General features: G+C 68.7%; 22 protein-coding genes, 1 pseudogene and 1 riboswitch. Of the genes and pseudogenes, 12 read left to right on the top strand and 11 right to left on the bottom strand.

Annotation, left to right across the window (positions count from 1 at the left end; all coding sequences use genetic code 11):
* From H610_RS0103910 to H610_RS25320, 5 genes and pseudogenes are all read left to right on the top strand, one after another.
* On the top strand, nt 1–994 hold a 994-nt coding region (locus H610_RS0103910; RefSeq protein WP_028238467.1), incomplete at its 5' end, for a phospholipase effector Tle1 domain-containing protein.
* Nucleotides 991–1,632: a DUF2931 family protein gene (locus H610_RS0103905; RefSeq protein WP_028238466.1), complete on the top strand. Its 642-nt coding sequence runs from the start codon at nt 991–993 to the stop codon at nt 1,630–1,632. The genes H610_RS0103910 and H610_RS0103905, both read left to right, overlap by 4 nt.
* Nucleotides 1,633–1,646: 14 nt before the next feature.
* Nucleotides 1,647–2,279 carry a DUF2931 family protein gene (locus H610_RS0103900; protein WP_028238465.1) on the top strand — a complete coding sequence of 211 codons (633 nt, stop codon included), beginning with the start codon at nt 1,647–1,649 and terminating at the stop codon, nt 2,277–2,279.
* Nucleotides 2,280–2,293: 14 nt separating this feature from the next.
* A complete protein-coding gene (locus H610_RS0103895; RefSeq protein WP_028238464.1) occupies nt 2,294–2,938 on the top strand; it encodes a DUF2931 family protein in 645 nt (214 codons plus the stop codon).
* Between the two features lie 81 nt (nt 2,939–3,019).
* Nucleotides 3,020–3,171, top strand: a pseudogene (locus H610_RS25320) (methionine adenosyltransferase); the annotation flags it as partial.
* 79 nt (nt 3,172–3,250) lie between these two features.
* Here the strand turns inward: H610_RS25320 and H610_RS0103885 are convergent.
* From H610_RS0103885 to H610_RS0103865, 5 genes are all read right to left on the bottom strand, one after another.
* On the bottom strand, nt 3,251–3,850 hold the full coding sequence (locus H610_RS0103885; RefSeq protein WP_043237534.1) for an ABC-type transport auxiliary lipoprotein family protein: 600 nt from the start codon (nt 3,848–3,850) through the stop codon (nt 3,251–3,253).
* Nucleotides 3,847–4,785, bottom strand: a complete 939-nt coding sequence (locus H610_RS0103880) for an MlaD family protein (protein WP_028238461.1) — start codon at nt 4,783–4,785, stop codon at nt 3,847–3,849. The genes H610_RS0103885 and H610_RS0103880 overlap by 4 nt, the downstream gene beginning before the upstream one ends.
* Nucleotides 4,786–5,574 (bottom strand): ABC transporter ATP-binding protein, encoded by a 789-nt coding sequence (locus H610_RS0103875; RefSeq protein ID WP_028238460.1) that lies wholly within the window; start codon nt 5,572–5,574, stop codon nt 4,786–4,788.
* A complete protein-coding gene (locus H610_RS0103870; protein WP_028238459.1) occupies nt 5,571–6,722 on the bottom strand; it encodes an MlaE family lipid ABC transporter permease subunit in 1,152 nt (383 codons plus the stop codon). Before H610_RS0103870 ends, H610_RS0103875 begins: the two co-directional genes overlap by 4 nt.
* A gap of 494 nt (nt 6,723–7,216) precedes the next feature.
* Nucleotides 7,217–7,783 carry a DUF2780 domain-containing protein gene (locus tag H610_RS0103865; RefSeq protein WP_028238458.1) on the bottom strand — a complete coding sequence of 189 codons (567 nt, stop codon included), beginning with the start codon at nt 7,781–7,783 and terminating at the stop codon, nt 7,217–7,219.
* Between the two features lie 300 nt (nt 7,784–8,083).
* Between H610_RS0103865 and H610_RS0103860 the strand changes: the two genes are divergently transcribed.
* Nucleotides 8,084–9,148 (top strand): glycosyltransferase family 4 protein, encoded by a 1,065-nt coding sequence (locus tag H610_RS0103860; RefSeq protein WP_028238457.1) that lies wholly within the window; start codon nt 8,084–8,086, stop codon nt 9,146–9,148.
* Between the two features lie 4 nt (nt 9,149–9,152).
* Nucleotides 9,153–11,282 carry an amylo-alpha-1,6-glucosidase gene (locus H610_RS0103855; RefSeq protein ID WP_028238456.1) on the top strand — a complete coding sequence of 710 codons (2,130 nt, stop codon included), beginning with the start codon at nt 9,153–9,155 and terminating at the stop codon, nt 11,280–11,282.
* A 31-nt stretch (nt 11,283–11,313) separates the two neighbouring features.
* On the opposite strand, the gene H610_RS0103850 is transcribed toward H610_RS0103855, so the two are convergent.
* Together H610_RS0103850 and H610_RS0103845 are read right to left on the bottom strand one after the other, a co-directional pair.
* Nucleotides 11,314–12,075: an ABC transporter permease gene (locus H610_RS0103850; RefSeq protein WP_028238455.1), complete on the bottom strand. Its 762-nt coding sequence runs from the start codon at nt 12,073–12,075 to the stop codon at nt 11,314–11,316.
* The gene (locus tag H610_RS0103845; protein ID WP_028238454.1) at nt 12,072–12,998 is read right to left on the bottom strand and encodes an ABC transporter ATP-binding protein; all 927 of its coding nucleotides are present in this window, start codon (nt 12,996–12,998) and stop codon (nt 12,072–12,074) included. Before H610_RS0103845 ends, H610_RS0103850 begins: the two co-directional genes overlap by 4 nt.
* Nucleotides 12,999–13,193: 195 nt before the next feature.
* Here H610_RS0103845 and ligB point away from each other — a divergent pair, with 195 nt between their 5' ends.
* Both ligB and H610_RS24510 read left to right on the top strand, forming a co-directional pair.
* Complete coding sequence (gene ligB, locus H610_RS0103840) at nt 13,194–14,870, top strand: NAD-dependent DNA ligase LigB (protein ID WP_408054989.1); 1,677 nt, start codon at nt 13,194–13,196, stop codon at nt 14,868–14,870.
* Nucleotides 14,871–14,907: 37 nt separating this feature from the next.
* A complete protein-coding gene (locus H610_RS24510) occupies nt 14,908–15,321 on the top strand; it encodes a DUF1090 family protein (RefSeq protein WP_051231482.1) in 414 nt (137 codons plus the stop codon).
* Here the strand turns inward: H610_RS24510 and H610_RS0103830 are convergent.
* Both H610_RS0103830 and H610_RS0103825 read right to left on the bottom strand, forming a co-directional pair.
* The gene (locus H610_RS0103830) at nt 15,315–15,764 is read right to left on the bottom strand and encodes a c-type cytochrome (RefSeq protein ID WP_028238452.1); all 450 of its coding nucleotides are present in this window, start codon (nt 15,762–15,764) and stop codon (nt 15,315–15,317) included. The genes H610_RS24510 and H610_RS0103830 overlap by 7 nt on opposite strands.
* Before the next feature lie 68 nt (nt 15,765–15,832).
* The gene (locus tag H610_RS0103825; RefSeq protein WP_028238451.1) at nt 15,833–16,267 is read right to left on the bottom strand and encodes a hypothetical protein; all 435 of its coding nucleotides are present in this window, start codon (nt 16,265–16,267) and stop codon (nt 15,833–15,835) included.
* A 183-nt stretch (nt 16,268–16,450) separates the two neighbouring features.
* Nucleotides 16,451–16,534: riboswitch (S-adenosyl-L-homocysteine riboswitch) on the top strand.
* 24 nt (nt 16,535–16,558) lie between these two features.
* On the opposite strand from H610_RS0103825, the gene ahcY reads away from it, so the two are divergent.
* The 3 genes from ahcY (at nt 16,559) to H610_RS0103810 (ending at nt 21,139) form a co-directional block, all read left to right on the top strand.
* Entirely contained in the window at nt 16,559–17,965 is a 1,407-nt protein-coding gene (gene ahcY / locus H610_RS0103820; RefSeq protein WP_028238450.1) for an adenosylhomocysteinase, read from the top strand.
* Nucleotides 17,966–18,193: 228 nt separating this feature from the next.
* Nucleotides 18,194–19,048 carry a methylenetetrahydrofolate reductase [NAD(P)H] gene (gene metF / locus H610_RS0103815; protein ID WP_028238449.1) on the top strand — a complete coding sequence of 285 codons (855 nt, stop codon included), beginning with the start codon at nt 18,194–18,196 and terminating at the stop codon, nt 19,046–19,048.
* Between the two features lie 225 nt (nt 19,049–19,273).
* Nucleotides 19,274–21,139, top strand: coding sequence for a DEAD/DEAH box helicase (locus tag H610_RS0103810; RefSeq protein ID WP_028238448.1), 1,866 nt, complete (start codon nt 19,274–19,276; stop codon nt 21,137–21,139).
* A gap of 596 nt (nt 21,140–21,735) precedes the next feature.
* Here the strand turns inward: H610_RS0103810 and adeC are convergent.
* Both adeC and H610_RS0103800 read right to left on the bottom strand, forming a co-directional pair.
* On the bottom strand, nt 21,736–23,157 hold the full coding sequence (gene adeC / locus H610_RS0103805; protein WP_028238447.1) for an AdeC/AdeK/OprM family multidrug efflux complex outer membrane factor: 1,422 nt from the start codon (nt 23,155–23,157) through the stop codon (nt 21,736–21,738).
* Nucleotides 23,154–26,291 carry an efflux RND transporter permease subunit gene (locus H610_RS0103800; protein WP_028238446.1) on the bottom strand — a complete coding sequence of 1,046 codons (3,138 nt, stop codon included), beginning with the start codon at nt 26,289–26,291 and terminating at the stop codon, nt 23,154–23,156. Before H610_RS0103800 ends, adeC begins: the two co-directional genes overlap by 4 nt.
* Between the last annotated feature and the right edge of the window lie 10 nt (nt 26,292–26,301).

The raw sequence follows: 26,301 nt of genomic DNA, 5'->3' as shown, positions 1-26,301 counted from the left end.
GCTGGAACTGGATCTCTTCGGCTTCAGCCGCGGCGCGGCGGCAGCCCGGCATTTCGCCAACCAGATCCTCCTGCGCGAGCGGGGACCCTTGGGCACATTGCGTCGAGCGGGCAAGCTCGGCCTGGCATCCGGCTTCGACTGGCGGGACGACGTCGCCATCAACTTTATCGGCCTGTTCGATACCGTGGCCGCCATCGGCGGCTGGGACGACTGGGGCGATCCCAGCGATGACGTCAACGGCGGTATCGATCTCCATCTGGCGCCCGATGCAGCCCGCCAGGTGGTGCATCTGGTCGCCCGCGACGAATTTCGGCGCAATTTCGCCCTCAACCGGGTCTCCCCGCCGCACCGGGAAATAGTGCTGCCCGGTGCCCATTCGGATCTGGGCGGCGGCTACCCACCGCTGGCCAGCGAGCGGCTCTACCTGATGCGTCCGCGCAGCAACTGGGTCAGCCGGGATACCAGCCCATACGGCACCCTGGCCTACCAGCAGGCGCAACGCGACACCGAGTACGCCCGCCAGGCCGACCTGCTCGACCCGCGGGACCGCACCGCGCGGCTGGGAACGGACGTCTGGGAACACTTCACGCCGTTCAGCGGCGGACGCGGCGACCAGATGAAATACGTGCTGGCGGCGCCCTATCTGGAGCGCCGGGTCTATGGGCACCTTTCGCGGGTGTATCTGCGGGTCATGCATGCGCTGGCTGTGGAAGCCAATGTGCCTTTCAAGGATGTTCCCGCCACGGAGGACTTGAGCCTGCCGACCGAATTGATGCCCATCAGCGACAAGCTGCTGGCCTGGGCCAGAAGCGGCAGCGGTGCGCTGGATATGGAAGAGGAACGCCTGCTGCGCCAGCGCTATATCCATCTGTCGGCCAACTGGAATGCCGCCGCGGGACGGGGCGGCAGCGTACTCGATGTGGTCTTCGTCAATGCCCCAGCCGAGCGCGGACGGATACGCCATGCCGACAGGCCCCAAGAGAAAAAGCGATGAGAGCACCGCTGTTTGTCCTGTTCCTTCTGCTGCTCGGCGGCTGCGCCGGTGCCGAGAGAAACCCCGGCAGCCTGCCTTACAAATACTGGCGCCTGGGCTTCCTGGCCCCGGACTATATGGAGGTCTGGGTGGAAACCGCCGATGTGGAGGACATACACGGCAACCTCTTCTATCGGATGGGCGGAGGCACAGCATCAATCGCCATACTCTCTGATGACAAGGGGAACGCCACTGGCTGGCGCCGCAATCTGGGCTGGGGCGCAGGCCGCCATGTCAACGGCGCCGACCTGCCCCGGCGCATCTACGTGCGCTGGCAATCCCTGGCCGAGCCCCAGACCTACCGGGTGATCCTCGATATCCCCGAACGCGCGCGACAGCTGATGAGCGAGCGCCTCGATCCGCCCTGCCCCGCCAGCGAGTACCGTGAAGCCCTCGCCTTGGGCCTCGCACCCGGCGGCGTGGTCAGGGGCTGGGTCATGAGCACCTGCGGCGGACCCATCGAAGTCCTGCGCGCCCAGGCGGAAATCGAGCCCAAGGGGCCTTCCCAAGGCAAGACCGACGGTCAGTACGCCTTGCCATTGGAGCCCGAATCCAGAGCCTATATCGAGAAGCACGGCATCCCCTACGGATCATGGTGAGCAGGCAAGCGATCATGGCCGCACGCAAGCTATCGCTCATCCTAGCGTTCCTGCTGCTTGGCAGCTGCGCCGAGAGAAACCCCGGCAGCCTGCCCTACAAATACTGGCGCCTGGGCTTCCTGGCCCCGGACTATATGGAAGTCTGGGTGGAAACCGCCGATGTGGAAGACATTCGTGGCCATCAATTCTTCCATGTAGGCAGCGGCACCGTATCCGTGCACTTGCCTACCGATGGAACAGGCAATGCCGTCGGCTGGAGAAAGACCTGGGGGGCAGGTCGCTACGTCAACGGCGCCGACCTGCCCCGGCGCATCTACGTGCGCTGGCAATCCCTGGCCGAGCCCCAGACCTACCGGATCATTCTCGATATCCCCGAACGCGCCCGACAACTGATGAGCGAGCGCCTCGACCCGCCCTGCCCCGCCAGCGAATACCGTGAAGCCCTCGCCTTGGGCCTCGCCCCCGGCGGCGTGGTCAGGGGCTGGGTCATGAGCACCTGCGGCGGGCCCATCGAAGTCCTGCGCGCTCAGGCGGAAATCGAGCCCAAGGGACCGTATGAAGGAACCTCCCAGGGAGGACACCGGCCCCTCTCGAAAACCTCCAAAGCCTATATCGAACAGCACGGTATCCCCTACGGATCATGGTGAGCAGGCAAGCGATCATGACCGCACGCAAGTTATCGCTCATCCTGGCTTTCCTTCTGCTCGGCGGCTGCGCCAGCGCCGAGAGAAACCCCGGAAGCCTGCCCTACAAATACTGGTACCTGGGTTTTCTGGCGCCGGACTATATGGAGGTCTGGGTAGAGACAGCCGGCGTGAAAGCTATTCGTGGACATAATTTTTTCCACGTAGGCAGCGGCATAGTTGCCGTTCGTACCCCGCCAGAAGGCCAAGGGAAGGCTGCTGGTTGGGGTGAACGCTTCGGCAGGGGCGCGGGGCGCCACGTCAATGGTGCCGATCTGCCCGAGCGCATCTACGTGCGCTGGCAGTCCCTGGCGGAACCTCAGACCTATCGGGTGATCCTGGACATTCCCGAACGCGCCCGGCAATTGATGAGCGAACGGCTTGATCCACCCTGCCCAGCCAGTGACTACCGTTATGCCCTCACTTTGGGGCTCGCACCGGGCGGTGTGGTCAGGGGCTGGGTCATGAGCACCTGCGGCGGGCCCATCGAAGTCCTGCGCGCTCAGGCGGAAATCGAGCCCAAGGGGCCCTATGAAGGAACCTCCCAGGGAGGCCACCGCCCCCTTTCGGAAACCTCCAGAGCCTATATCGAAAAGCACGGCATCCCCTACGGATCATGGTGATTACGACCGCACGCAACCTATCGCTCATCCTCGCGCTCCTGCTGCTCGGCGGCTGCGCCAGCACCGGAAAGAACCCCTGGAAATCTGCTGCACCCGATGTACCGCGCCACCGCGGCCTACGGCCACTTCGGCCGCCCCCCTACGAGATGACGGTCGGCGAGGACAGCTTCACCGCCTTCACCTGGGAGCGCACCGACAAGGCCGAGGCGCTGCGCCAGGCGGCCGGCCTGTAAGCCAACCTCCCGACGCCCGCCCTCGAAGGCCCCGTCCGCGAAAGCGGCGGGGCCTTCGTCATTTCCCCGCCGGTGCCGGCTAGCGCCCCTGCGTCGCCACCCAGTCCACCAGCGCCTGACCGAGCCGGTCGCTGGCCTGGCCGAAGGCGACCACCACCTCCTCCACCGCTTCGCCCTCGCTCGGCTGGCGCACCTCGAACTGGCGGCTGGCCAGCACCTGACGGTTGCCGTCGGCGAGCTGCGCTTCCAGGCGAATCAGCACTTCCGGTCGGCCGTCGACATAGCGGGCCTGGAAGGCGCGCAGGTCACTGACCAGCACCCGGTCGGCGGCCAGGTTGCTTTCCTCGCTGACAACGCTGGCGACCCGGCCGCTCTGGCGCAAGGCTTCGATCAGTTGATCGCGCAGCAGCCGCGGCGCCGCATCGCTCCAGCGCGCGCCGGCGTAGCTGCTGATCTGGCTGCCCTGCGGCACCACGGCGATCCGCGGCCCCGAGAGCATGCGGCTGGCCAGCGGGGTGTCGACCCGCAGCACGCCGTCCGGCGCCGGACCGGCGGCCTGTCGGGCGATCGCCGGTTCCGGCAGCCCGAACACCCGCACGGCCTCGGCCTCCGGCAGCAGGCTGCAGGCCGACAGCGCCGCCAGCAGGCCGAGCGCGAGCAAGCGGTGAAAGGCGGTCATGGGCTGAACTCCTCCATCTTTTCCCGCCCGAGCAGGAAGGCGCTCGGGTTGTCCTCCAAACGCTGGGTCACGCGGCGCAGCCCGGCGAGCGTGGTGCGCAGCTCGTTGATCGCCGGGCCGAGATCGCCGACGCCCTGCAGGCCGCTGTCCACCGCGCCTTCGTTGTCGCCCAGCAGCCGGTCGAGCCGCGTGGTGGTGCGTTCCAGCGCGCGCATCGACTGCCCGGCGCTGGCCAGCAGCGCGCGCCCTTCCTCGTCGAGCAGGCCGCTGGTGGTGCGGCTCAGGGCGGTCAGTTCGGTCAGCAGCGCGCCGGTCCGGTCGCCGATCTCGGCCAGCCGCTCGAGGGTCCGGCCGAGGTCGCCGCGCTGCTCGGACAGCACCCGGGTCGCCTGCTCCAGATGCTCGAGGGTCTGGCTGATGTTGCGGGCGTTCTGCGGCGAGAACATCTGGTTGGCGTTGACCAGCAGGTTGTTGATGTTGGTCAGCAGGTCCTCGCCGTTGGCCAGCAGGGCGCTGAGCGGCGAGGGATCGGCGACGATAAGCGGCGGGTTCTGCGCATTGCCTTCGAGCCGCGGGCTGTCCGGCGTGCCGCCGTGCAGCTGGATGATCATCGCGCCGGTGATGTTGGCCAGCGCCAGGCGTGCGCGGGTGTCCTGCTTGATCGGCGTGTTGTGGTAGACCCGGATGCGCGCACGCACCTTGCGCGGGTCGTTCGGCTCCAGCCACAGGCCGACCACGTCCCCGACCTTGATGCCGCTGTATTCCACCGAACTGCCGGTGGACAGGCCGCTGACGGTGAGGTTGAAGCCGACGTCGTAGTAGTCGTAGTCGCGGTCGACGCTCGAGCGGGCGAGCCAGAGCGCGAACAGCAGCCCGCCGGCGATCGCCAGCACGGTGAACAGGCCGATCAGCACATGGTGAGCGCGTGTTTCCATCTAGTTCTCCCTCGAGGGATCGGCGGCACGCTGCGCCGACCGGCCGCGCGGGCCGTGGAAGTAGTCGCGGATCCAGGGGTCGTCGGTCGCCTCGACCGCTTCCAGGCGGTCCGCCACCAGCACCCGCCGGCGCGCCAGCACCGCCACCCGGTCGCAAAGGGTATAGAGCGTATCGAGGTCGTGGGTGACCAGGAAGACGCTGAGCCCGAGCGCGTCGCGCAGCGTCAGCAACAACTGGTCGAAGGCGGCGGCGCCGATCGGGTCGAGGCCGGCGGTGGGCTCGTCGAGAAACAGCACCTCGGGGTCGAGCGCCAGCGCGCGGGCCAGCGCGGCCCGCTTGACCATGCCGCCGGAGAGCTCGTCCGGGTACTTGCAGGCGGCGTCGGGCGGCAGCCCGGCCAGCGCCAGCTTGAGCCGCGCCAGCCGCTCGGCGTCGGCGCGCGACAGCCCGGCGTGCTCGACCAGGGGCAGCGCGACGTTCTCCTGCAGGTTCAGCGAGGTGAAGAGCGCGCCGCGCTGGAACAGCACGCCGAAGCGCTGCTCGATCCGCGAACGGCGCTCGCCGGACAGCGCCAGCAGGTCCTCGCCGAACACCCGCACGCTGCCTGCGTTGGGGCGCCGCAGCCCGACGATGCTGCGCAGCAGCACCGACTTGCCGGTCCCCGAGCCGCCGACCACGCCGAGGATCTCGCCACGGCGGATGTCCAGGTCGAGCCCCTCGTGCACCGTCTGCCGGCCGAAGCGGTTGACCAGCCCGCGCACCTCGATGAGCGCCTGCGGCCCGCTCACCAGCCCATCTCCATGAAGAACATGGCGGCGATGGCGTCGAGCAGGATCACCATGAAGATCGACTGCACCACACTCGAGGTGGTGTGTTCGCCGACCGACTGCGCGCTGCCGCCGACCTTGAAGCCCTCCAGGCAGCCGATGACGGCGATCACGAAGGCGAACACCGGCGCCTTGCCCAGCCCCACCAGGAAGTGGCTCAGCGCGATGTCGCGCTGCAGGATGGTCAGGTACATCAGCGGCGAGATGTCCAGCGTCAGCGCACAGACCACAAGACCTCCGGCCAGCCCGCAGAGCATGCCGACGAAGGTGAGCGCCGGTAGCGCGATCAGCATCGCCAGCACCCGCGGCAGCACCAGCAGCTCGACCGGGCTCAGGCCCAGGGTGCGGATCGCGTCGATTTCCTCCTGCGCTTTCATCGAGCCGATCTGCGCGGCGAAGGCGCTGGCGCTGCGCCCGGCCAGCAGGATAGCCGCCAGCAGCACGCCGAATTCGCGCAGGAAGGCGAAGCCCACCAGGTTGACCGTGTAGACGCTGGCACCGAACTCGGCCAGCACGGTGGCGCCGAGAAAGGCCACCACCGCGCCGACCAGGAAGGTCAGCAGCGCGACGATGGGCACCGCGTTCAGCCCGGTGGCTTCCAGGTGGGCGGCCAGGGAGGTCACCCGCCAGCGCCACGGGCGCGGCAGCGTGACGGCCAGGGTCTGCAGGGTCAGCCCGATGAAGCCCAGCAGTTGCTTCTGCTGGCGCCACAGGTTCTGCACGCTGCGCCCGATGTGCGCCAGCAGGTCGGCCAGCCCCCAGCCTGCGCGCGGCAGCTCGGCGGGCGGCTGGTCGAGCGCCTGCGCCACGGTGCCGAGCAGCGCCAGCCGCTCGGCCGGCAACCCCGGCGCCCAGCGCCCGACCTGCGCCAGCCGCGCCGGGCCGATCAGCTCCGCCAGCAGCCCGGCGCCGGCGGTGTCCAGCGCGCCGAGCGCGCTCAGGTCGATCTCGCTGTCGGCCGCCAGCGGCGCCCGCGCCCGCTCCACCGCCTGGCGCAGATGCCGGTAGTGGGCCAGCGTCCAGTCCCCGGCAACGCGCAGGTGCACTGCCCCGGCATCGGGTTGCAGTTGCAGCGTACCGGGTGAAGCTGAGGGTAAGGTCGAGGGCATCGAGGGTCGGGGCCACCGCTCCATGAAGGCATAGGCACCGAGTGAAACCCGCCGTTGCCGGGCTGGCAAGAGGCGGGAGGCCCGAGAAGTGCCTGGAAGGCAGCAAAGAAGCCGGTGCGCAGCCCCCCCTCGGCCGTGCCTGTTTCAGCCACAGGTGGGCACGACAGCCCGTCCCCGTCAGGAGGCCGAGCGCAGGCGTTGCGCAGGGGGACGCGAGGCATGGACGCCGAGCGAGGAGCGATGGGACAGGGACGTCCCATCGCGACGGCCCCCGGAGCGGCGCCGAAGCGAGGGAAGTCCGGCCGCGTCGCGGGCGGACCCGGATGCCGGGGTGGCCTTCTTTTTGGTTACTTTTTCTTGGCCAGACAAGAAAAAGTGACGCGCCGTGCAAGGCGCAATCTGTAGTCCGGGCCGAGGAAAGCACTACGACCTTCGGCGGACGATGGTCCGCCTCCTCCCTAGGTCATCCTGCTGGCCCCACCGCGGGCACCAAGTTACTGCGCCGCCTCGCCCACCCCCCAGATGCTGCCCAGGCTCTGCAACAAAGACCCGCCGACGCCCTGCCCGCCCAGGTACTGCAGCAGCAGCGGCGCGAACTGGCCGATCAGGCCCGGATCCATGCCCAGCATGGAAAACGCCTGCTGCGCCTGCGGCAGCGTCTGCACGTTGTCCAGCGCCGTCCGGGTCGCGCCGTTGACCGACGCGCCGCCGCCAGATTGGCCGAGCAGGCCGCCGAGGCCGGCCAGTTGGCCGAGCGCATCGCTGCCGGCGAAACGCTTCAGCCCGGGGACTTCCCCGAGCAGCGCGTCGTATTGGCTGGCCGGCAGCTGGTTGCGCGCCACGTTCAGCAGCGCCCCGGTGCCGCCCAGCGCCTGCTGCGGGGTGACGCCGAGGTCGTCGAGCGTGCGCACCAGGTTCAGGGCCTGGGCGGTCTGCCCCTGCGCGCCGCTGCCGGCCATCATCGAGCCGAGCCGGGCGGCCTCGTTCAGGTCGAAGGCCAGCGCAGGGCCGGCGGCCAGAGCCGCGACGGCGGTGATGACGATAGGGCGAAGAAATTTCATGCAAGACCTCGAAAGTGCCGGAACGGCCGCCATGCTAATCGCCGCGCGGGAATTTGTCCGAAGAACACGCCGCACGGCGCCGCACCCGGTCGCCGCGAGGGCGCGCGTCTCCCATGGCGGGAGTGCCAGCCGGCCTTGTGGGAGGCCCGACCCCGGGGCGATCTCGCTGAAGCGAAGCCGACGAACGGACCGCTGCGCTTGCTTGAAATTTTCCGCGCCGCCCCTATCCCGTTTGCCGACTCCCTACCGAGGAACCTGACGACTTCTCGCTCTGTTCATCCCTGATCAAGGAGACCATTGATGAAGATTGCGCAGATCGCCCCCCTGTACGAAGCCGTACCGCCGCGCCTGTACGGCGGCACCGAACGGGTCGTGGCCCACCTCACCGACGCCCTGGTGGAGCTCGGCCACGACGTCACCCTCTTCGCCGCCGCCGACGCCCACACCTCGGCCAGCCTGGTGCCGGGCCGCGACCAGGCGCTGCGGCTGGACCCGATGCCGTTGAAGTCCGACCTGGCCGCCCACCTGCGCCTGATGGACGAAGTACGGGCGCGGGCGCACGAGTTCGATATCCTGCATTTCCACGTCGACCTGCTGCACTTCCCCTTCTTCGAGGACCTGGCCGAGCGCACCCTCACCACCCTGCACGGGCGCCTGGACCTGGCCGACCTGCCGGAGGTGTACCGCCGCTGGCACCGTTTCCCGCTGGTGTCGATTTCCCACCACCAGCGCGCGCCGCTGGCCTTCGCCAACTGGTGCGGCACCATCCACCACGGCCTGCACGCCTCCAGCTACCGCTTCCACGAACGCGCCGAAGGCGGCTACCTGGCGTTTCTCGGCCGCATCTCGCCGGAGAAACGCCCCGACCGCGCCATCGCCATTGCCCGGCAGGCAGGCATCCCGCTGAAGATCGCGGCAAAGGTCGATGCCGCCGACAGCGAATACTACGAACAGGTGATCCGCCCGCTGCTGGACGATCCGCTGGTGGAGTTCATCGGCGAGATCGGCGACGAGCAGAAGTCCGAATTCCTCGGCAACGCCCGCGCGCTGCTGTTCCCCATCGACTGGCCGGAGCCGTTCGGGCTGGTGATGATCGAGGCCATGGCCTGCGGTACGCCGGTGATCGCCTGGCGCTGCGGCTCGGTGCCGGAGGTGGTCGACGACGGCGCGAGCGGCTTCATCGTCGCGGACGAGGCGGCCGCGGTCGAGGCCGTGAAGCGGGTCGGGACGCTCGACCGCCGTCGCGTGCGCGAGCTGTTCGAGCAGCGCTTCTCGGCGCACGCCATGGCCAGCCGCTACCTCGAGCTGTACCGGAAGCTGCTCGGTGGCCGCGACTCCGATCAACCCGTGCAGAAGACGGCCTGACACCATGACCACCACGCCTCAATCCGAAAACCAGGGCAGCCCGCAGCGGCTGTTCGTGCTCAAGGAGGGCGACAGTTTCCTGGTGGCCGACGCCTACGGCGACCTGGCCGGCCAGGAGGACGGGCTGTTCCGCAACGACACCCGGGTGCTGTCGAGCTGGCGCCTGCGCATCGCCGACCAGCGCCCGGCGCTGCTGTCGAGCGCGGTCAGCGAGGACAACGTGTTCTTCACCGCGCACCTGTCCAACCACCCGCTGCCGGTGCTCGGCGAACCGGGCACGCCGCAGGGGGTGATCCACATCGAGCGCAAGCGGCTGCTGTGGGACGGCCGGCTGTACGAACGGCTGGCGCTGACCAACTTCGCCGACGAGCCGGCGGTGGTGCCGCTGACGCTGGCCTTCGCCGCCGACTTCCGCGACATGTTCGAGGTGCGCGGCTCACGCCGGGCCCAGCGCGGCGAGCAGGAGCAGGCGCAGGTCGGCGAACGCGAGGTGCTGCTGCGCTACCGCGGGCTGGACGACCAGCTGCGCTGCTCGGCGATCAGCTTCTCCAGCGCGCCGGCGGCGCTCAGCCAGGACTGGGCCGCGTTCAGCATCGACCTGGCGCCGGGCGAGCAATGGGCGCTGTACCTCGAGGTCGGCGCCGAGGCCGACCAGCCCAGCCAGGCCCGCTTCCGCCATGCCGCCGCCCAGGCCCGCCGCTGCATGCGCCGTCGGCGGCGGCGCGGCGCGCAGCTGAAGGCGTCCGGCCGCCTGTTCCAGGCCTGGCTGGACAAGTCGCGGGCCGACCTGGCGCTGCTGACCACCGAACTGCCCACCGGCCCCTACCCCTACGCGGGGATTCCCTGGTTCTCCACCCCGTTCGGTCGCGATGCCGTCATCACCGCGCTGCAGACGCTCTGGTTCGACCCAGCGCTGGCCCGCGGCGTGCTCGCCTACCTGGCCCGCCACCAGGCGCGGGAGACCTCGAGCTTCCGCGACTCGGAGCCGGGCAAGATCATGCACGAGACGCGCAAGGGCGAGATGTCGGCGGTCAACGAGCTGCCGTTCGGGCGCTATTACGGTGGCGTCGACACCACCCCGCTGTTCGTCGCGCTGGCCGGCGCCTATGCCCGGCGCAGCGGCGACCTGGCCTTCATCGAGTCGATCTGGGAGGCGCTGGAGTCGGCCATTGGCTGGGTCGAAGGCCAGGCCGACGAGCATCCGCAGGGCCTGCTCGCCTATGCCCGCGGCGAGGACAGCGGGCTGATCAACCAGGGCTGGAAAGACAGCCACGACTCGGTGTTCCACGCCGACGGCAGCACCCCGGAGGGGCCGATCGCGCTGGTCGAGGTGCAGGGCTACGCCTACCGCGCCTTCCTGGAGATGGCCGAACTGGCTCAGTGGCGCGGCGATGACCATCGGGCCTCCCGCTGGCGCGGCCGGGCCGAACGTCTGCGCGAGGCGGTGGAGCGGCATTTCTGGCAGGACCCGCTGCGCTTCTATGCGCTGGCGCTCGACGGCACCGGACGGCCCTGCCGGGTGCGCGCCTCGAACGCCGGCCACCTGCTGTTCAGCGGCCTGCCCGACGCCGAGCGGGGGCGACAGGCCGGCCAGCAGCTGCTGTCGCGCGCCTTCAACTCCGGCTGGGGCATTCGCACCCTGGTGCCCGAGGCGGCGCGCTTCAACCCGATGTCCTACCACAACGGCTCGATCTGGCCGCACGACATGGCGATCTGTGCGGCGGGCCTGGCGCGCTACGGCGAGCGCGACGGCGTGGTGCGCCTGCTCGGCGGCCTGTTCGAGGCCGCCGCCCACTTCGGCATGCGCCTGCCGGAGCTGTTCTGTGGTTTCGAGCGCGCGCCCGGCGAGGCGCCGATCGCCTACCCGGTCGCCTGCCTGCCGCAGGCCTGGGCGGCCGGCTCGGTGTTCATGTTGCTGCAGGCCTGCCTCGGCCTATCGATCGACGGCCGCCAGGCGCAGGTGACGGTGGAGCGCCCGCGCCTGCCCACCGGTATCGACCGCCTGCAGCTGCGCGGCCTGGAGGTGGGCGAGACGCGTATCGACCTGACCTTCCAGCGGCTCGGCGAACGCACCGTGGTGTTCAGCGAGGCGCAGGCCGGGCCGGCGCCGGTGCGCGTGCGGGTCGAGCAGTGACGGCGACGCGCGGGCGCACGCCGCCTGCGCGTCAGCTCTTGAGCCGGTAGCCGGTGCGGAACATCCAGGCGACGATCGCCAGGCACAGCACCAGGAACCCCAGGGTCATGCCCAGGCTGATCAGCGGGTTGACGTCGGAGACGCCGTAGAAGCTCCAGCGGAAGCCACTGATCAGGTACACCACCGGATTGACCAGGGCGATCTTCTGCCACACCTCCGGCAGCATGCCGATCGAATAGAAGCTGCCGCCGAGGAAGGCCAGCGGGGTGACGATCAGCGCCGGGACCACCTGCAGCTTCTCCCAGCCGTCGGCCCAGATGCCGATGATGAAGCCGAACAGGCTGAAGGTCACCGCGGTGAGCACCAGGAACAGCGCCATCATCGCCGGGTGCTGGATCTCGTAGCTGACGAACAGCCGCGCGGTGACCAGGATCAGCAGGCCGAGGACCACCGACTTGGTGGCCGCGGCGCCGACGTAGCCGATGAGAATCTCCAGGTACGACACCGGCGCCGACAGCACCTCGTAGATGGTCCCGGCGTAACGCGGCATGTAGATGCCGAAGGAGGCGTTGGACACGCTCTCGGTCAGCAGCATCATCATGATCAGCCCGGGCACGATGAAGGCGGCGTAGCTCACGCCCTGCACCTGGCTCATGCTCGCGCCGATGGCCGAGCCGAACACCACGAAGTACAGCGAGGTGGAGATCACCGGCGTGGCGATGCTCTGCATCAGGGTGCGCCAGGCGCGCGCCAGCTCGAACAGGTAGATGGCCCGTACCGCGTAGAGATTCATGCGCGCGTCCTCACCAGGTTGACGAAGATTTCCTCCAGCGAGCTCTGGCTGGTCTGCAGATCCTTGTAGTCGATGTCGTGTGCGGCCAGGCGCTTGAGCAGCTCGGCGATGCCGGTGTGCTCGCGCTGCGCGTCGAAGGTGAACACCAGCTGGTGCCCGTCGTCGACCAGCTGCAGCGGTTCGTCCGCCAGCTCGGCCGGAATGCGCGCCAGCGGCCGGCGCAGGTGCAGGGTCAGTTGCTTCTTGCCGAGCTGCTTCATCAGCGTGGCCTTGTCCTCGACCAGGATGATCTCGCCGCGGCGGATCACGCCGATGCGGTCGGCCATCTCCTCGGCTTCCTCGATGTAGTGGGTGGTGAGGATGATGGTCACCCCGCGCTCGCGCAGGCCGCGGACCATTTCCCACATGTCGCGGCGCAGCTCGACGTCCACCCCGGCGGTGGGCTCGTCGAGGAACAGCACCTCGGGTTCGTGCGACAGCGCCTTGGCGATCATCACCCGCCGCTTCATGCCGCCGGAGAGTTCGTTGATCCGCGCGTCGCGCTTGTCCCACAGCGACAGGTCGCGCAGCAGGCGCTCGAGCAGCGCGTCGTCCGGGGCCTTGCCGAACAGCCCGCGGGAAAAGCGCACCGTGGCCCAGACGCTCTCGAAGCCCTCGTTGAACAGCTCCTGCGGCACCAGCCCGATCTTCGAGCGCGCCGCGCGGTAGTCGCGCACGATGTCGTGGCCGCCCACCAGCACGCGCCCGCTGCCGGGATTGACGATGCCGCAGATGATGCTGATGAGGGTGGTCTTGCCCGCCCCGTTGGGGCCGAGCAGGGCGAAGATCTCGCCCTTGCGGATGTGCAGGTCGATGTTGCGCAGCGCCTGGTGCCCCGAGGCGTAGGTCTTGGTGAGCTGCTCGATGGCGATCACGGATTGCACGATCGGGTGACTCCGGCAAAAGGGGCGATTGTAGTGAATGCCCGGCGCATGGGTCATGAACAATGTTGATATGAAACATCAGGCTCGGTCGGCGCCGGGCCGCGACATTGCCAACCGATACCGCGCAACGACGACCGAGGGCGCGGACAATCTCCCCGCGGGCCAGGACGGCCCGCGCGCTTTTCACACGCAAGGATGCCGATCATGAAAACCCCGACGATCCTGGCCGCGCTGCTGTTCGCCGCGCCGGCCCTGGCCTGCCCGCCGTGGAGCGGCGAGCGCGCGGCCCACGAGAGCGAGACGCTGACCCGCCGCCTGGCCGAATGGGACCTCGCCTACCACCGCGACGGCCGTTCGCCGGTCGCCGACGAACTCTACGACCAGGCGCGCGCCCGCCTGGCCGAGTGGCAGGCATGCTTCCCGGAGGTGGCCGTCGCCGCCCCGGCGCCGCTCGCCGGCAGCGCCGGGCCGCTGCGCCATCCGGTGCCGCAGACCGGCCTGGCCAAGCTCGCCGACGAGGACGCACTGCGCACCTGGCTCGCTGCCCGCGAGGAGGTCTGGATCCAGCCGAAGGTCGACGGCGTGGCCGTTACCCTGGTTTACCGGCAGGGCGTCCTGGCCCGGGCCATCAGCCGCGGCGACGGCCTCACCGGGCAGGACTGGACCGACAACGTGCGACGCCTGCCGGGCGTGCTGCAGCGCCTGCCCGGCGACCCCGACCTGCTGCTGCAGGGCGAGCTCTACTGGCGCCTGGACGGCCACGTGCAGGCCTTGGCGGGCGGCGCGAACGCGCGCAGCCGGGTGGCCGGTGCACTGCGCCAGCAGCAGCTGGGCGAACGGGACGCGGCGCGCATCGGCCTGTTCGTCTGGGCCTGGCCGGACGGCCCGGCGGACATGCGCGAGCGCCTGGACGGGCTGGCGGCGCTGGGTTTTCCGGACACCGGCAGGTACACGCAGCCGGTGGCCGATCCCGCCGGGGCCCGCCACTGGCGCCAGAACTGGTACGAGGCAGCGCTGCCCTTCGCCACCGACGGCGTGGTCCTGCGCCAGGGCAACCGGCCGCCGGGCGCGCGCTGGCGGGCCGAGCCGCCGAGCTGGGCGGCGGCCTGGAAATACCCGCTGCGCCGGGCGCTGGCCGAGGTGCGGGCGGTCGGCTTCAGCGTCGGCCGTACCGGGCGCGTCACGCCGGTGCTCGAGCTCGAACCGGTGACGCTGGACGACAAGCGGATCACGCGGGTCAGCCTCGGCTCGCTGGAGCGCTGGCGGCGCCTCGACATCCGCCCCGGCGATCAGGTCGCGATCACCCTGGCCGGGCACACCATCCCGCACCTGGAAGGGGTGGTCTGGCGCGCCGCCGAGCGCGCGTCAGTCGCGGCGCCCGCCGACGGGCAGCACCATGCGCTGAGCTGCTGGCGCCCGACCGCGGGCTGCGAGGAGCAGTTCCTGGCGCGCCTGGCCTGGCTCGGCGGGCCGCAGGGGCTGGACCTGCCCGGCATCGGCGCGGGCGCCTGGCGGACGTTATTAGAGGCCGGCCTGCTCCCCGATCTGCTCGCCTGGCTCGAACTCGACGCCGAGCGCTTGCAGGCCGTGGCCGGGCTCGGTCCGGCGCGCGTGCAGACGCTGCTGCAGGCGCAGTCGACCGCCCGCCGCCGGCCGTTCGAGCGCTGGTGGCGAGCGCTGGGCGCGCCCGTGCCGGAGGCCGCCGAGGCCGAGCCGGGCTGGCCGACCTGGCGGCAGCACAGCGAAGCGGACTGGCAGGCGATGGACGGCATCGGCCCAGTTCGCGCCCGTCAGCTGCGGGCATTCTTCGGCGACCCCGAGGTGATCGCGCTCGTCGAAAAACTGCAGGCCGTCGGAATCGACGGCTTCTGAACGGGCACTCCGCACCCTGCGCGCGAGTCGATAGGAAATGCCGAACAAGAACCACTCCCGGTTTCGCCATCCCCTTCTTGCCCTGTTGGCCTGCGCCGGCCCGCTGGGGAGCCCCCTGCCGGCGAGCGCCGCGGAGGATTGCGACGCCAGCCGGCGCGCGCTCGGCAACCAGATCCAGGAAGCTCGCCTGGGCGGCGACGGGGTGCGCCTGAGCGCGCTGGAGGAGCAACTGGCGGCGCTCAACACGCGCTGTCGCGGGCTGGTGCCGCTGCAGTCCAATCACGATGCGGTCGAGGCCGCCAGCCGTCGCGTCAGCGCCGAGGAGGCCGCGTTGCGGGCCGCGCTCGGCCAGGGCGACACCCTGGCGATCGGCGCCAGCCAGCGCCGCCTGGACGAAGCGCGCCGCGGCCTGGAAGCGGCACGCCGGGGCGAGGCGGCGGCGTCTCAGTAGGCGCGGAAGGCCTGGTGGCAGGCCTCGCAGGCGTCCTCGACGCGCTGCAGGGGCTGCACCACCTGGTCCGGGGTGAGCGGCTGCCGGCCAGCCGCCTCCACCAGCGCGGCAGTGCGCTGTTCGAGATCGCGGGCAAGCGCCTTGAATCGCTCCTGCTTTTCCCACACGTCATCGCGGGCGCTGCTGCGCTCGTCGTCCTTGACCTCGGGGAAATACTGCCAGGGCTGGCGCGACAGCTGGTCGAGGTGCGCCGCCCCTTCGGCGAAGGCCTGCGGCTCGAACGCCAGGCGCCCGCGCAGCATGCCGCCGAGGTCTTCGCTGGTCTTGAGCATTTCCTTGAAGATGGCCGTGCGCTTGCCCAGGGGCGAGTTCGGATCGACCCGGTCGCAGGCCGTCACGGCGAGCGCGGCCAGCAGGGCCGCGGCGGTCAGTTTGAATCTCATCGTCCTACCGCTGGTGAATGCAGAGGACGCGGATTATCCGCACCCGGCCGGCCGGGGACAAACCTCGTCTACTGGCCCCAGGTGCCGCCGCCGCTCTCGCAGTCGATCTTCGCCTGCGCGTGATCGGTCGCTTCGTAGTAGTAGTTGACGATCTTCGCGTCCTCCGGGATGGTCCCTTCGAACAGCTGCGGGTCGCCCTGGCTGCCGGTGGCGCGGGCGCTGGTCAGGCTCTCGGGCGTCATCCGGCCGGTACAGGTGGCGAAATAGCCGCCGGGGCAGCTGGCGCGGGTCTCGCGGCGCTCGTTGAGAACTTCCTCGGTGTTGTTGCGGCATGCCCAATCCAGCGCATCGCCATTGTCCAGTCCGGTGAATTCGAAACATTGTTCCTTGATCACCGGCGGCGGCACCGCCCCCGAGGTGGCGGCGGTCACGTAGCAGGATTTCGCGGCGGCGGGCAGGGCCGCCAGTGCCAGGGGCAGCGCAAAGGCAAGGGCGAGTTTCATCGGGGTCTCCTGTGAAGCCTGTTGCCCGGCATCTTCTTTCACCGGACCCTCGAAGGTTCGACGCACCGGGGGCGGCGGAGTTCGCCTGGCACGCACCGGTCGCGCAACACTTGGGGCGCGCCTCGGCTGCCGCTATACTCGCCGGGTTTCACACGACCGACGCCGCTCGGTCGTGCCCGCCACCCGGCCGAGGGGCGCTGCAGCAGGTTCGTCCTGTCAGGCTCGACCGGGGCGTTTTCCCGAACGCATCAACGGCGCCCATTCGCACATAACGGATGGAGAACTCATTTCATGAGCGCTGTCATGACGCCTGCCGGTTTCAACGACTACAAGGTCGCCGACATTTCCCTGGCCGACTGGGGCCGTCGCGAGATCATCATCGCCGAGTCGGAAATGCCGGCCCTGATGGGCCTGCGCCGCAAGTACGCCGCCGAGCAGCCGCTCAAGGGCGCGAAGATCCTCGGCTGCATCCACATGACCATCCAGACCGCGGTGCTGATCGAGACGCTGATCGCCCTCGGCGCCGAGGTGCGCTGGTCGTCGTGCAACATCTTCTCCACCCAGGACCAGGCCGCCGCCGCCATCGCCGCCGCCGGCATCCCGGTGTTCGCCTGGAAGGGTGAGACCGAGCAGGAGTACGAGTGGTGCATCGAGCAGACCATCCTCAAGGACGGCCAGCCGTGGGATGCCAACATGGTGCTGGACGACGGCGGAGACCTGACCGCGATCCTGCACGACAAGTACCCGCAGGTGCTCGAGCGCGTGCACGGCATCACCGAGGAAACCACCACCGGCGTGCACCGCCTGATGGACATGCTCAAGAACGGCAGCCTGAAAGTGCCGGCGATCAACGTCAACGACTCGGTCACCAAGAGCAAGAACGACAACAAATACGGCTGCCGCCACAGCCTCAACGACGCCATCAAGCGCGCCACCGACCACCTGCTGTCGGGCAAGCAGGCGCTGGTGATCGGCTACGGCGACGTGGGCAAGGGCTCGGCCGCCTCGCTGCGCCAGGAAGGCATGATCGTCAAGGTCAGCGAAGTCGACCCGATCTGCGCCATGCAGGCCTGCATGGACGGCTACGAGGTGGTCTCGCCCTACAAGGACGGCCTCAACGACGGCACCGACGCCTGCGTCGACGCCGCCCTGCTCGGCAAGATCGACCTGATCGTCACCACCACCGGCAACGCCAACGTCTGCGACGCCGGCATGCTCAAGGCGCTGAAGAAGCGCGCGGTGGTCTGCAACATCGGTCACTTCGACAACGAGATCGACACCGCCTTCATGCGCCAGAACTGGGGCTGGGAAGAGGTCAAGCCGCAGGTGCACAAGATCCACCGCACCGGCAAGGACGTCGACCCGACCAACGACGACTACCTGATCCTGCTCGCCGAGGGCCGCCTGGTGAACCTGGGCAACGCCACCGGCCACCCGAGCCGGATCATGGACGGCTCCTTCGCCAACCAGGTCCTCGCGCAGATCCACCTGTACCAGTGCAAGTTCGCCGACCTGCCGGTGGTGGAGAAGACCAGGAACGTCACCGTCATGGTGCTGCCGAAGAAGCTCGACGAGGAAGTCGCGCTGGAGATGGTCAAGGGCTTCGGCGGCGTCGTCACCAAGCTGACGCCCAAGCAGGCCGAGTACATCGGCGTGACCGTGGACGGCCCGTTCAAGCCGGATAGCTACCGGTATTGAGCCGTAGGGTGGAAAACGCGCAAAGCGCTTTTCCACCTGCGTGCGTGTCGGTGGAAAAGGCCTGCGGCCGTTTTCCACCCTACGCCGGAAAATAACCGCTGAAGGCGGGAGGCTGGAAAGCTGGACGGAAGAGCGGCACAGAGCTGCCTTTTCGTCCGGCCTCTCGCCTCCGGCCTCCAGCGATAGGACGTCTCGGGCAGCATCTGCCCGACAGCCCCTGGATTCGCCATGAACACACCCCAACCACGCCCCTCCATCAGCTTCGAATTCTTCCCCACCAAGACCGAAGCCGGGCATGAAAAGCTGATCGCCACGGCCCGCCTGCTGGCCGAGCACGATCCCGATTTCTTCTCCTGCACCTACGGTGCCGGCGGCTCGACCCGCGACCGCACCCTGAACACCGTGCTGCAGCTCGACGGCGAGGTGAAGGTGCCGACCGCGCCGCACCTGTCCTGCGTCGGCGACAGCAAGGCCGAGCTGCGCAGCCTGCTGGCCACCTACAGGGACGCCGGCATCCGCCGTATCGTCGCCCTGCGCGGCGACCTGCCGTCGGGCATGGGCATGGCCAGTGGCGAGCTGCGCTACGCCAACGAGCTGGTGGAATTCATCCGCGCCGAGACCGGCGAGCATTTCCATATCGAGGTCGCCGCCTACCCGGAAGTGCATCCGCAGGCGCGCAGCTTCGAGGACGACCTGAAGAACTTCCTGCGCAAGGCGCGGGCTGGCGCCAGCAGCGCCATCACCCAGTACTTCTTCAACGCCGACAGCTACTTCCACTTCGTCGACCGCGTGCAGGCGGCCGGCGTCGACCTGCCGATCATCCCCGGCATCATGCCGATCACCAACTACAGCAAGCTGGCGCGCTTCTCCGATGCCTGCGGTGCGGAAATCCCGCGCTGGATCCGCAAGCAGCTCGAAGCCTATGGCGACGATACCGACGCCATCCAGGCGTTCGGTACCCAGGTGATCAGCGAGATGTGCGAGCGCCTGCTTGCCGGCGGCGCACCCGGGCTGCATTTCTACACGCTCAACCAGGCCGAACCGAGCCTGGCCGTTTGGCGTAACCTGGGGCTGCGCCCCTGAGCCTTCGCCGGCCTCCCGCGCACGGGGGGCTGGCGAATGAACGCCGAACCTGCAACACTGTCCAACCAATGCGGCGTTGTTATACTCCGCACTGCCGCCAGGCTTACGTCCGGATGTCATTCCCACATGGCAGGACCGGACGGGACCGCGCCCACTATCGAAGGCCGCGCGGTTCGAGCCGGGCTTGATCATCCCCGGGCCTCGCCCTACAAGACAGGATTTCTCATGTCCTTTGCTTCCCTCGGTCTCTCCGAGGCTTTAGCCGGTGCCGTCGAGGCTGCTGGCTATGCCCAGCCTACGCCCGTGCAACAGCGGGCCATCCCCGCCGTGCTGCAGGGCCGCGACCTGATGGTCGCCGCACAGACCGGCACTGGTAAAACCGGCGGCTTCGCCCTGCCGGTTCTCGAACTGCTGTTCCCCCAGGGCAGCCAGACGCGCACCCGGCCGCTGACCGCGCGCCAGCCTCGCGTCCTGGTACTGACCCCGACCCGCGAGCTCGCTGCCCAGGTGCACGAGAGCTTCAAGATCTATGCCCGCGACCTGCCGCTCAAGAGCACCTGCATCTTCGGCGGCGTCGGCATGAATCCCCAGGTCCAGGCGTTGGCCAAGGGCCTCGACGTGCTGGTCGCCTGCCCGGGCCGTCTGCTCGACCTCGCCGGCCAGGGCAGCGTCGACCTGTCCGGCGTGGAAATCCTCGTCCTGGACGAAGCCGACCGCATGCTCGACATGGGCTTCATCCACGACGTCAAGAAGGTCCTCGCCAGGCTCCCGGCCAAACGCCAGAACCTGCTGTTCTCGGCGACCTTCTCCAAGGACATCACCGACCTGGCGAACAAGCTGCTGCGCGACCCCGAGCGCATCGAGGTGACGCCGCCGAACACCACGGTCGAGCGCATCGAGCAGCGCGTGTTCCGCCTGCCGGCCAGCCACAAGCGTGCCCTGCTCGCCCACCTGATCACCCAGGGTGCCTGGGAGCAGGTGCTGGTATTCACCCGCACCAAGCACGGTGCCAACCGCCTGGCCGAGTACCTCGACAAGCACGGCCTGCCGGCTGCCGCGATCCACGGCAACAAGAGCCAGAACGCGCGCACCAAGGCCCTGGCCGATTTCAAGGCCAACGCCATCCGCATCCTCGTGGCCACCGACATCGCCGCGCGCGGCCTGGACATCGACCAGCTGCCGCACGTGGTGAACTTCGAGCTGCCCAACGTCGAGGAAGACTACGTCCACCGCATCGGCCGCACCGGCCGCGCCGGGCGCAGCGGCGAAGCCATCTCGCTGGTCTCTCCGGACGAGGAGAAGCTGCTCAAGGCCATCGAACGGCTGACCAGGCAGCAGATCCCCAGCGGCGATTTCCTCGGCTTCGACATCGAGGCCGTCGAAGCGGAAAAACCCGAGACCCGCGAGCCTCGCGAACCGCGCCAGGCCCGCAAGCCGCGCGGCGAGCGCCCGGCACGGGGCGAGCGCAAGCCCGAAGCGCAACGCGCCGCGGCGGAACAGCCGCAGGAGCAGGGCGAGCGCAAGGACGGCAAGAGCAGCCGCAACCGCCGCCGTCGCGGCAAGGACAAGGGCAAGGGCATCGCACAGGCCGAACCGGCCCAGCAGCCCGTGAACCGGCCACCACGGCTGCCGGCTGATCGCGATCCCGAGGAATTCCTCGATGACGAGATCGACAACTTCGGCAACCGCGTCGACTACGTCAGCCCATACGAAGGGAAGACGCAGGGTCGCGGTCGCCGCAGCAGCAATGGCGCCCGTACCGGCCAGCCGAGCAGCCAGCCGCGCGCGGCCGCGGCGCCGCGCAGCGCAGCGGGCAGCAAGGGCAAGCCGGCCGGCAAGCGCCAGGGCCAGGGCCAGCCACGCGGTGGCCAGGGGCGTGGCGGCCAGCCGCAGCGCCGCTCGGAGTCGGTCGATCGCATGCAGGCGCTGGAAGCCGGGCTGCCGGTCGTGACGCAAGGCACCAGCACGCGCAAGCCGGTAATCATGCGCAAGGAGTCCAAGCTCGACCGCCTGCCCAGCCTGGAACAGCTCGAGCAGTTGCCGGCCAAGCCGCGCACCGAGCGCCCCGCCCTGCTGACGCGCAACCGCTGAAGCGACGTGCCGGCCTGTAACGGGTACAAGCCCTGTTCAGGACGGCACATCCCATGAAAAAAAGATTTCGGGTTCTTCTTTCATGGGGACATGGTGGCTTGATACCGGACTGGCAAGTTTGAAGGATAGTTCGCGCATCAAGCAAAAGCCAAAAGCAAATTCTTGATCTTCCAGGCGACTCGGACTCCATTCCCCGTCAGGAGGCCGAGTGGAGGTGTTGCGCAGGGGGACGCGAGGCATGGACGCCGAGCGAGGAACGAAGGGGCAGGGACGCCCCTTCGTGACGGCCCCCGGAGCGGCACCGGAGCGAGGGAAGTCTGGCCGCACAGCGGACAGACCCGGATGTCGGGTGCCCTTCTTCTTTGGTTACTTTCTTGTTGGGCAAGCAACAAGAAAGTGACTCGGCCGGGGGGCCGAAACCCGGTGTATCGGCACACTCAGTAATCGTCCTGATCGCCAAGGTGCAAGCCTAGACGAGCTGGGGACGCACCCAAACTTGCCAGTCCGGTGTCAATCCTTGCTTCCCGAGAAAGCGCGATCCTTGAAGAAAGCCGCCAGTTGGCGGCTTTCTTCATGCTCGGGTGACAGGGTACGGATCAATCCGCAGCGGTCGCCTGCGTCGGAGCATCCTCCGGCGTCCAGCCCCCGCCGAGGGCCACGTAGAGGTTGACCTGGCTGACCAGCTGCGCGAGCCGATCGGTGATCAGCTGCTGCTGGACCTGGAACAACTGGCGCTGGGCATCGAGCACCGTCAGGTAGTCTTCCACGCCGGTGCGGTAGCGCTGCTCGGCAAGCCGGTAGTAGTCGGCGCTGGTATCCACCAGATCGCGCTGCGCCTGCACCTGCTCGGTGTAGGTCTCGCGGGAGGCCAGGCCATCGGCGACTTCGCGGAACGCCGTCTGGATCGCCTGCTCGTAGCGGGCCACCTGCACGTCCCGGCTGATCTCGGCGTAGTCCAGGCTGGCCCGCAGCTCACCGGCGGTGAAGATCGGCAGGCTGATGCTCGGCGAGAACGTCCAGTAGCGCGAACCGCCCTCGAACAGCCCGGAGAGTTCGTCGCTCGCCACCCCGGCGGCACCGGTGAGGCTGACGCGCGGAAAGAAGGCCGCCCGCGCCGCGCCGATGCTGGCATTGGCCGCGCGCAGGGCGTACTCGGCCTGGAGGATGTCGGGACGCTTGAACAGCAGGTCGGATGGCAGGCCGACCGGAATGTCCGCCAGCAGCGCCTGGTCGAACGACGTCGGCTCTGCCACGCCGGCCGGCAGCGGCGCTCCGACCAGCAGCGCCAGCGCGTTGCGGTCCTGCAGCACCTGCCGGCTGTAGCGCGCCAGGCTGACCCGTGCGCTTTCCACCGAGGTGCGTGCCTGGCGCAGTTCCAGCGCCGAGGCGACCCCCACGTCGAAACGCCGCTGGGTCAGCGCCAGGCTCTGCTCATAGGCGTCGAGCGTGTCGCGCGTGAGTTCGAGCAGCGCCTGGTCCGCCTGCCAGGTCATCCAGGCGTTGGCGACGCTGGCGATCAGGCTGATGCGGGTGGCGTAGCGCGCCGCGTCGGTGGCGAAGAACTCCTGCAGCGCCTGCTCGCGCAGACTGCCGATGCGTCCGAAGAAGTCCAGCTCCCAGGAGGCGCCGAAGGTGGCGCTGTACTGGTCGCTGATCGTCGGTTCGCCGGTCTGCGACAGGTCGCCCGGCGTGCGCGTGCGCGACCCGGCCGCATCGGCGCTGATCAGCGGCAGCATCTCCGCCCGCTGGATGCGGTAGAGCGCGCGATAGGCCTCGACGTTCAGCGCCGCGGCGCGCAGGTCGCGATTGTTCTCCAGCGCCAGGTCGATCACCTGGCGCAACTGCGGATCCCGGATGAACGCCTGCCAGTCGAGGGTCAGCGCCTGGGCGTCGCCGGCCTCGCTCAGGGCCTGCGGCCAGCTGGCCTCGACCGGGGCCGCCGGCCGCTGATACTCGGGGATCAGCGAACAACCCGCGAGCGCGGCGGTCAGCGCCAGGGTCAACAACGACTTGTTCATAGGGTTTCCTCCGCCCGGCGCTCTTCGTCGGGCTTGCGTCGCTCGAAGAAGGATCCGATGGCGACGTAGAACAGCGGAATCCAGAAGATCGCCAGCACCGCGGCCGACAACATCCCGCCGATGACGCCGGTGCCGATGGCGTGCTTGCTGCCCGCCCCCGCGCCCGCGGCGATGGCCAGCGGCAGCACGCCGAGCATGAAGGCCAGCGAGGTCATGATGATCGGGCGCAAACGCATGCGGCTGGCCTCGATGGCCGCCTCGAAATAGCTCTTGCCCTGCTCGTGCAGCGACTTGGCGAACTCGACGATGAGAATCGCGTTACGCGCCGACAGGCCGATGGTGGTGATCAGGCCGACCTGGAAGAACACCTCGTTGGACAGTCCGCGCAGCAGCGTGAACACCACGGCACCGATGATGCCCAGCGGCACCACCAGGATCACCGCGAACGGGATCGACCAGCTCTCGTACAGCGCCGCCAGGCAGAGGAACACCACCAGCAGCGACAGCGCGTAGAGCGCGGTGGTCTGCGAGCCCGCCAGGCGCTCCTCGTAGGACTGGCCGGTCCAGGAGTAGCCGACCCCGGCCGGCAGCTTCTGGGCGATGCGCTCGATCTCGGCCATGGCGTCGCCCGAGCTGTAGCCCGGTGCCGGTTCGCCGAGCATCTCGATCGCGCTGACGCCGTTGAAGCGGGACAGCTTGGGCGAGCCGTAGGTCCACTCGCCGCTGGCGAAGGCGTCGAAAGGCACCATCTCGCCTGTCTCGTTGCGCACGAACCACTTGCCCAGGTCCTCGGGATTCATCCGCGCGGCGGCAACGCCCTGCAGGTACACCCGCTTGACCCGCCCCTTGTCGATGAAGTCGTTGACGTAGCTGCTACCCCAGGCGATCGACATGGTGTTGTTGATGTCCGACAGCGACACCCCGAGCACCCGCGCCTTCTCGTCGTCGATGGTGATCCTGTACTGCGGCTGGTCCATCAGGCTGTTGGCCCGCACGCGGGTCATCACCGGACTCTGGCTCGCCTCCTGGATGAAGATGTCGCGGGCCTGCTGCAGCACCTCCTGGCCGACGCCAGCCCGATCCTGCAGGTACAGGTTGAAGCCGGTGGCGTTGCCCAGTTCCATCACCGCCGGCGGTGCGAAGGCGAACACCATGGCGTCGCGGAACTCGGCGAAATGCTGCTGCGCGCGCTCGGCCAGGGCGAACACGCTCTGGCTCGCATCCGTCCGATCTTCCCAGGGCTTCAGGCTGACGAAGGCGATGCCGGAGTTCTGGCCGCGGCCGGCGAAGGAGAAGCCGGTCACGGTGAACACCGACCTGACCGTATCGCTTTCTTCGGTCAGCAGGTATTCGCGCATCGCATCGATGGTCTGCTGGGTTCGCCCGGCCGTCGAGCCCGGCGGCGTCATGACCTGTACGAAGAGCACGCCCTGGTCCTCTTCCGGCAGGAAGGCGGTGGGAATGCGCGCGAACAGCACCGCCATCGCCGCGAAGATCAGCGCATAGAGCAGCAGGAACGGCGCCTTGTGCCTGAGCACGCCCTTCACGCCGCGCTCGTAGCCGTTGACGCCGCGCTCGAAGGTACGGTTGAACCAGCCGAAGAAGCCGCCCTTGGCGTGGTGCTCGCCCTTGGAGATCGGCTTGAGCAGGGTCGCGCAGAGCGCCGGGGTGAAGATCAGCGCGATCAGCACCGACAACACCATGGCCGACACGATGGTGATCGAGAACTGTCGATAGATGACCCCGGTGGAACCGCCGAAGAAGGCCATCGGCAGCAGCACCGCCGAGAGCACCACGCCGATGCCGACCAGCGCGCCCTGGATCTGCCCCATGGACTTGCGTGTGGCTTCGCGCGGCGGCAACCCTTCCTCGCGCATCACCCGCTCGACGTTTTCCACCACCACGATGGCGTCGTCCACCAGCAGGCCGATCGCCAGGACCATGGCGAACATGGTCAGGGTATTGATGCTGTAGCCGAAGGCCGCCAGCACGCCGAAGGTGCCGAGCAGCACCACCGGCACCGCCAGGGTCGGAACGAGGGTGGCCCGCAGGTTCTGCAGGAACAGGAACATCACCAGGAACACCAGCACGAAGGCTTCGATCAGGGTATGCACCACCCCTTCGATCGAGGCCGAGATGACTGGCGTGGTGTCGTAGGGGTAGACCACCTCGACGCCCGGCGGGAAGAACGGCTTGAGTTCGTCGAGCGTGGCCTTGACGCCCTTCACGGTATCCAGGGCGTTGGCACCGGTCGCCAGCCTGAGCGCCAGGCCCGCGGCGGGCTGGCCGTTGTACTTGGCGCTGACGCTGTAGTTCTCCGCGCCCAGCTCGACCCGCGCGACGTCACCGAGGCGCACCTGCGAACCGTCGGGCTGCACCTTGAGCAGGATCTCGCGGAACTGCTCCGGCGTCTGCAGGCGGGTCTTGCCGATGATGGTGGCGTTGAGCTGCTGGTCCTCGATCGCCGGCAGGCCGCCGAGCTGGCCGGACGACACCTGCACGTTCTGCGCCTGGATCGCCGTCCGCACGTCCACCGGGGTCAGCTGGAAGTTGTTGAGCTTCGACGGATCGAGCCAGATGCGCATCGCGTATTGCGCGCCGAACACCTGGAAATCGCCGACGCCCTTGGTCCGCGAGATCGGATCCTGCAGGTTGGCGACGATGTAGTTGGCCAGGTCACTCTGGTTCAGGCTGCCGTCGGTGGACACCAGACCGATGACGATCAGGAAGTTGCGCACCGCCTTGGTCACCCGGATGCCTTGCTGCTGGACCTCCTGCGGCAGCAGCGGCGTGGCCAGCTGCAGCTTGTTCTGCACCTGGACCTGGGCGATGTCCGGGTTGGTGCCCTGGTCGAAGGTCACGGTGATCGTCATGCTGCCGTCGGAGTTGCTCTCCGAAGAGATGTAGCGCAGGCCGTCGAGGCCGTTGAGCTGCTGTTCGATCACCTGTACGACGGTGTCCTGCACCGTCTGCGCCGAAGCGCCCGGGTAGCTGACCGAGATGCCCACGGCGGGCGCGGCAATGCTCGGATACTGGTTGACCGGCAGGTTGAGGATGGACAACCCGCCCGCCAGCATGATCACCAGGGCGATGACCCAGGCGAAGATCGGACGATCGATGAAGAATCTGGACATGGTCTGGACC

Origin of the sequence: Stutzerimonas azotifigens DSM 17556 (assembly GCF_000425625.1) — a bacterium.
GTDB lineage: Bacteria > Pseudomonadota > Gammaproteobacteria > Pseudomonadales > Pseudomonadaceae > Stutzerimonas > Stutzerimonas azotifigens.
This window is presented reverse-complemented; position numbering and strand designations above follow the sequence as displayed.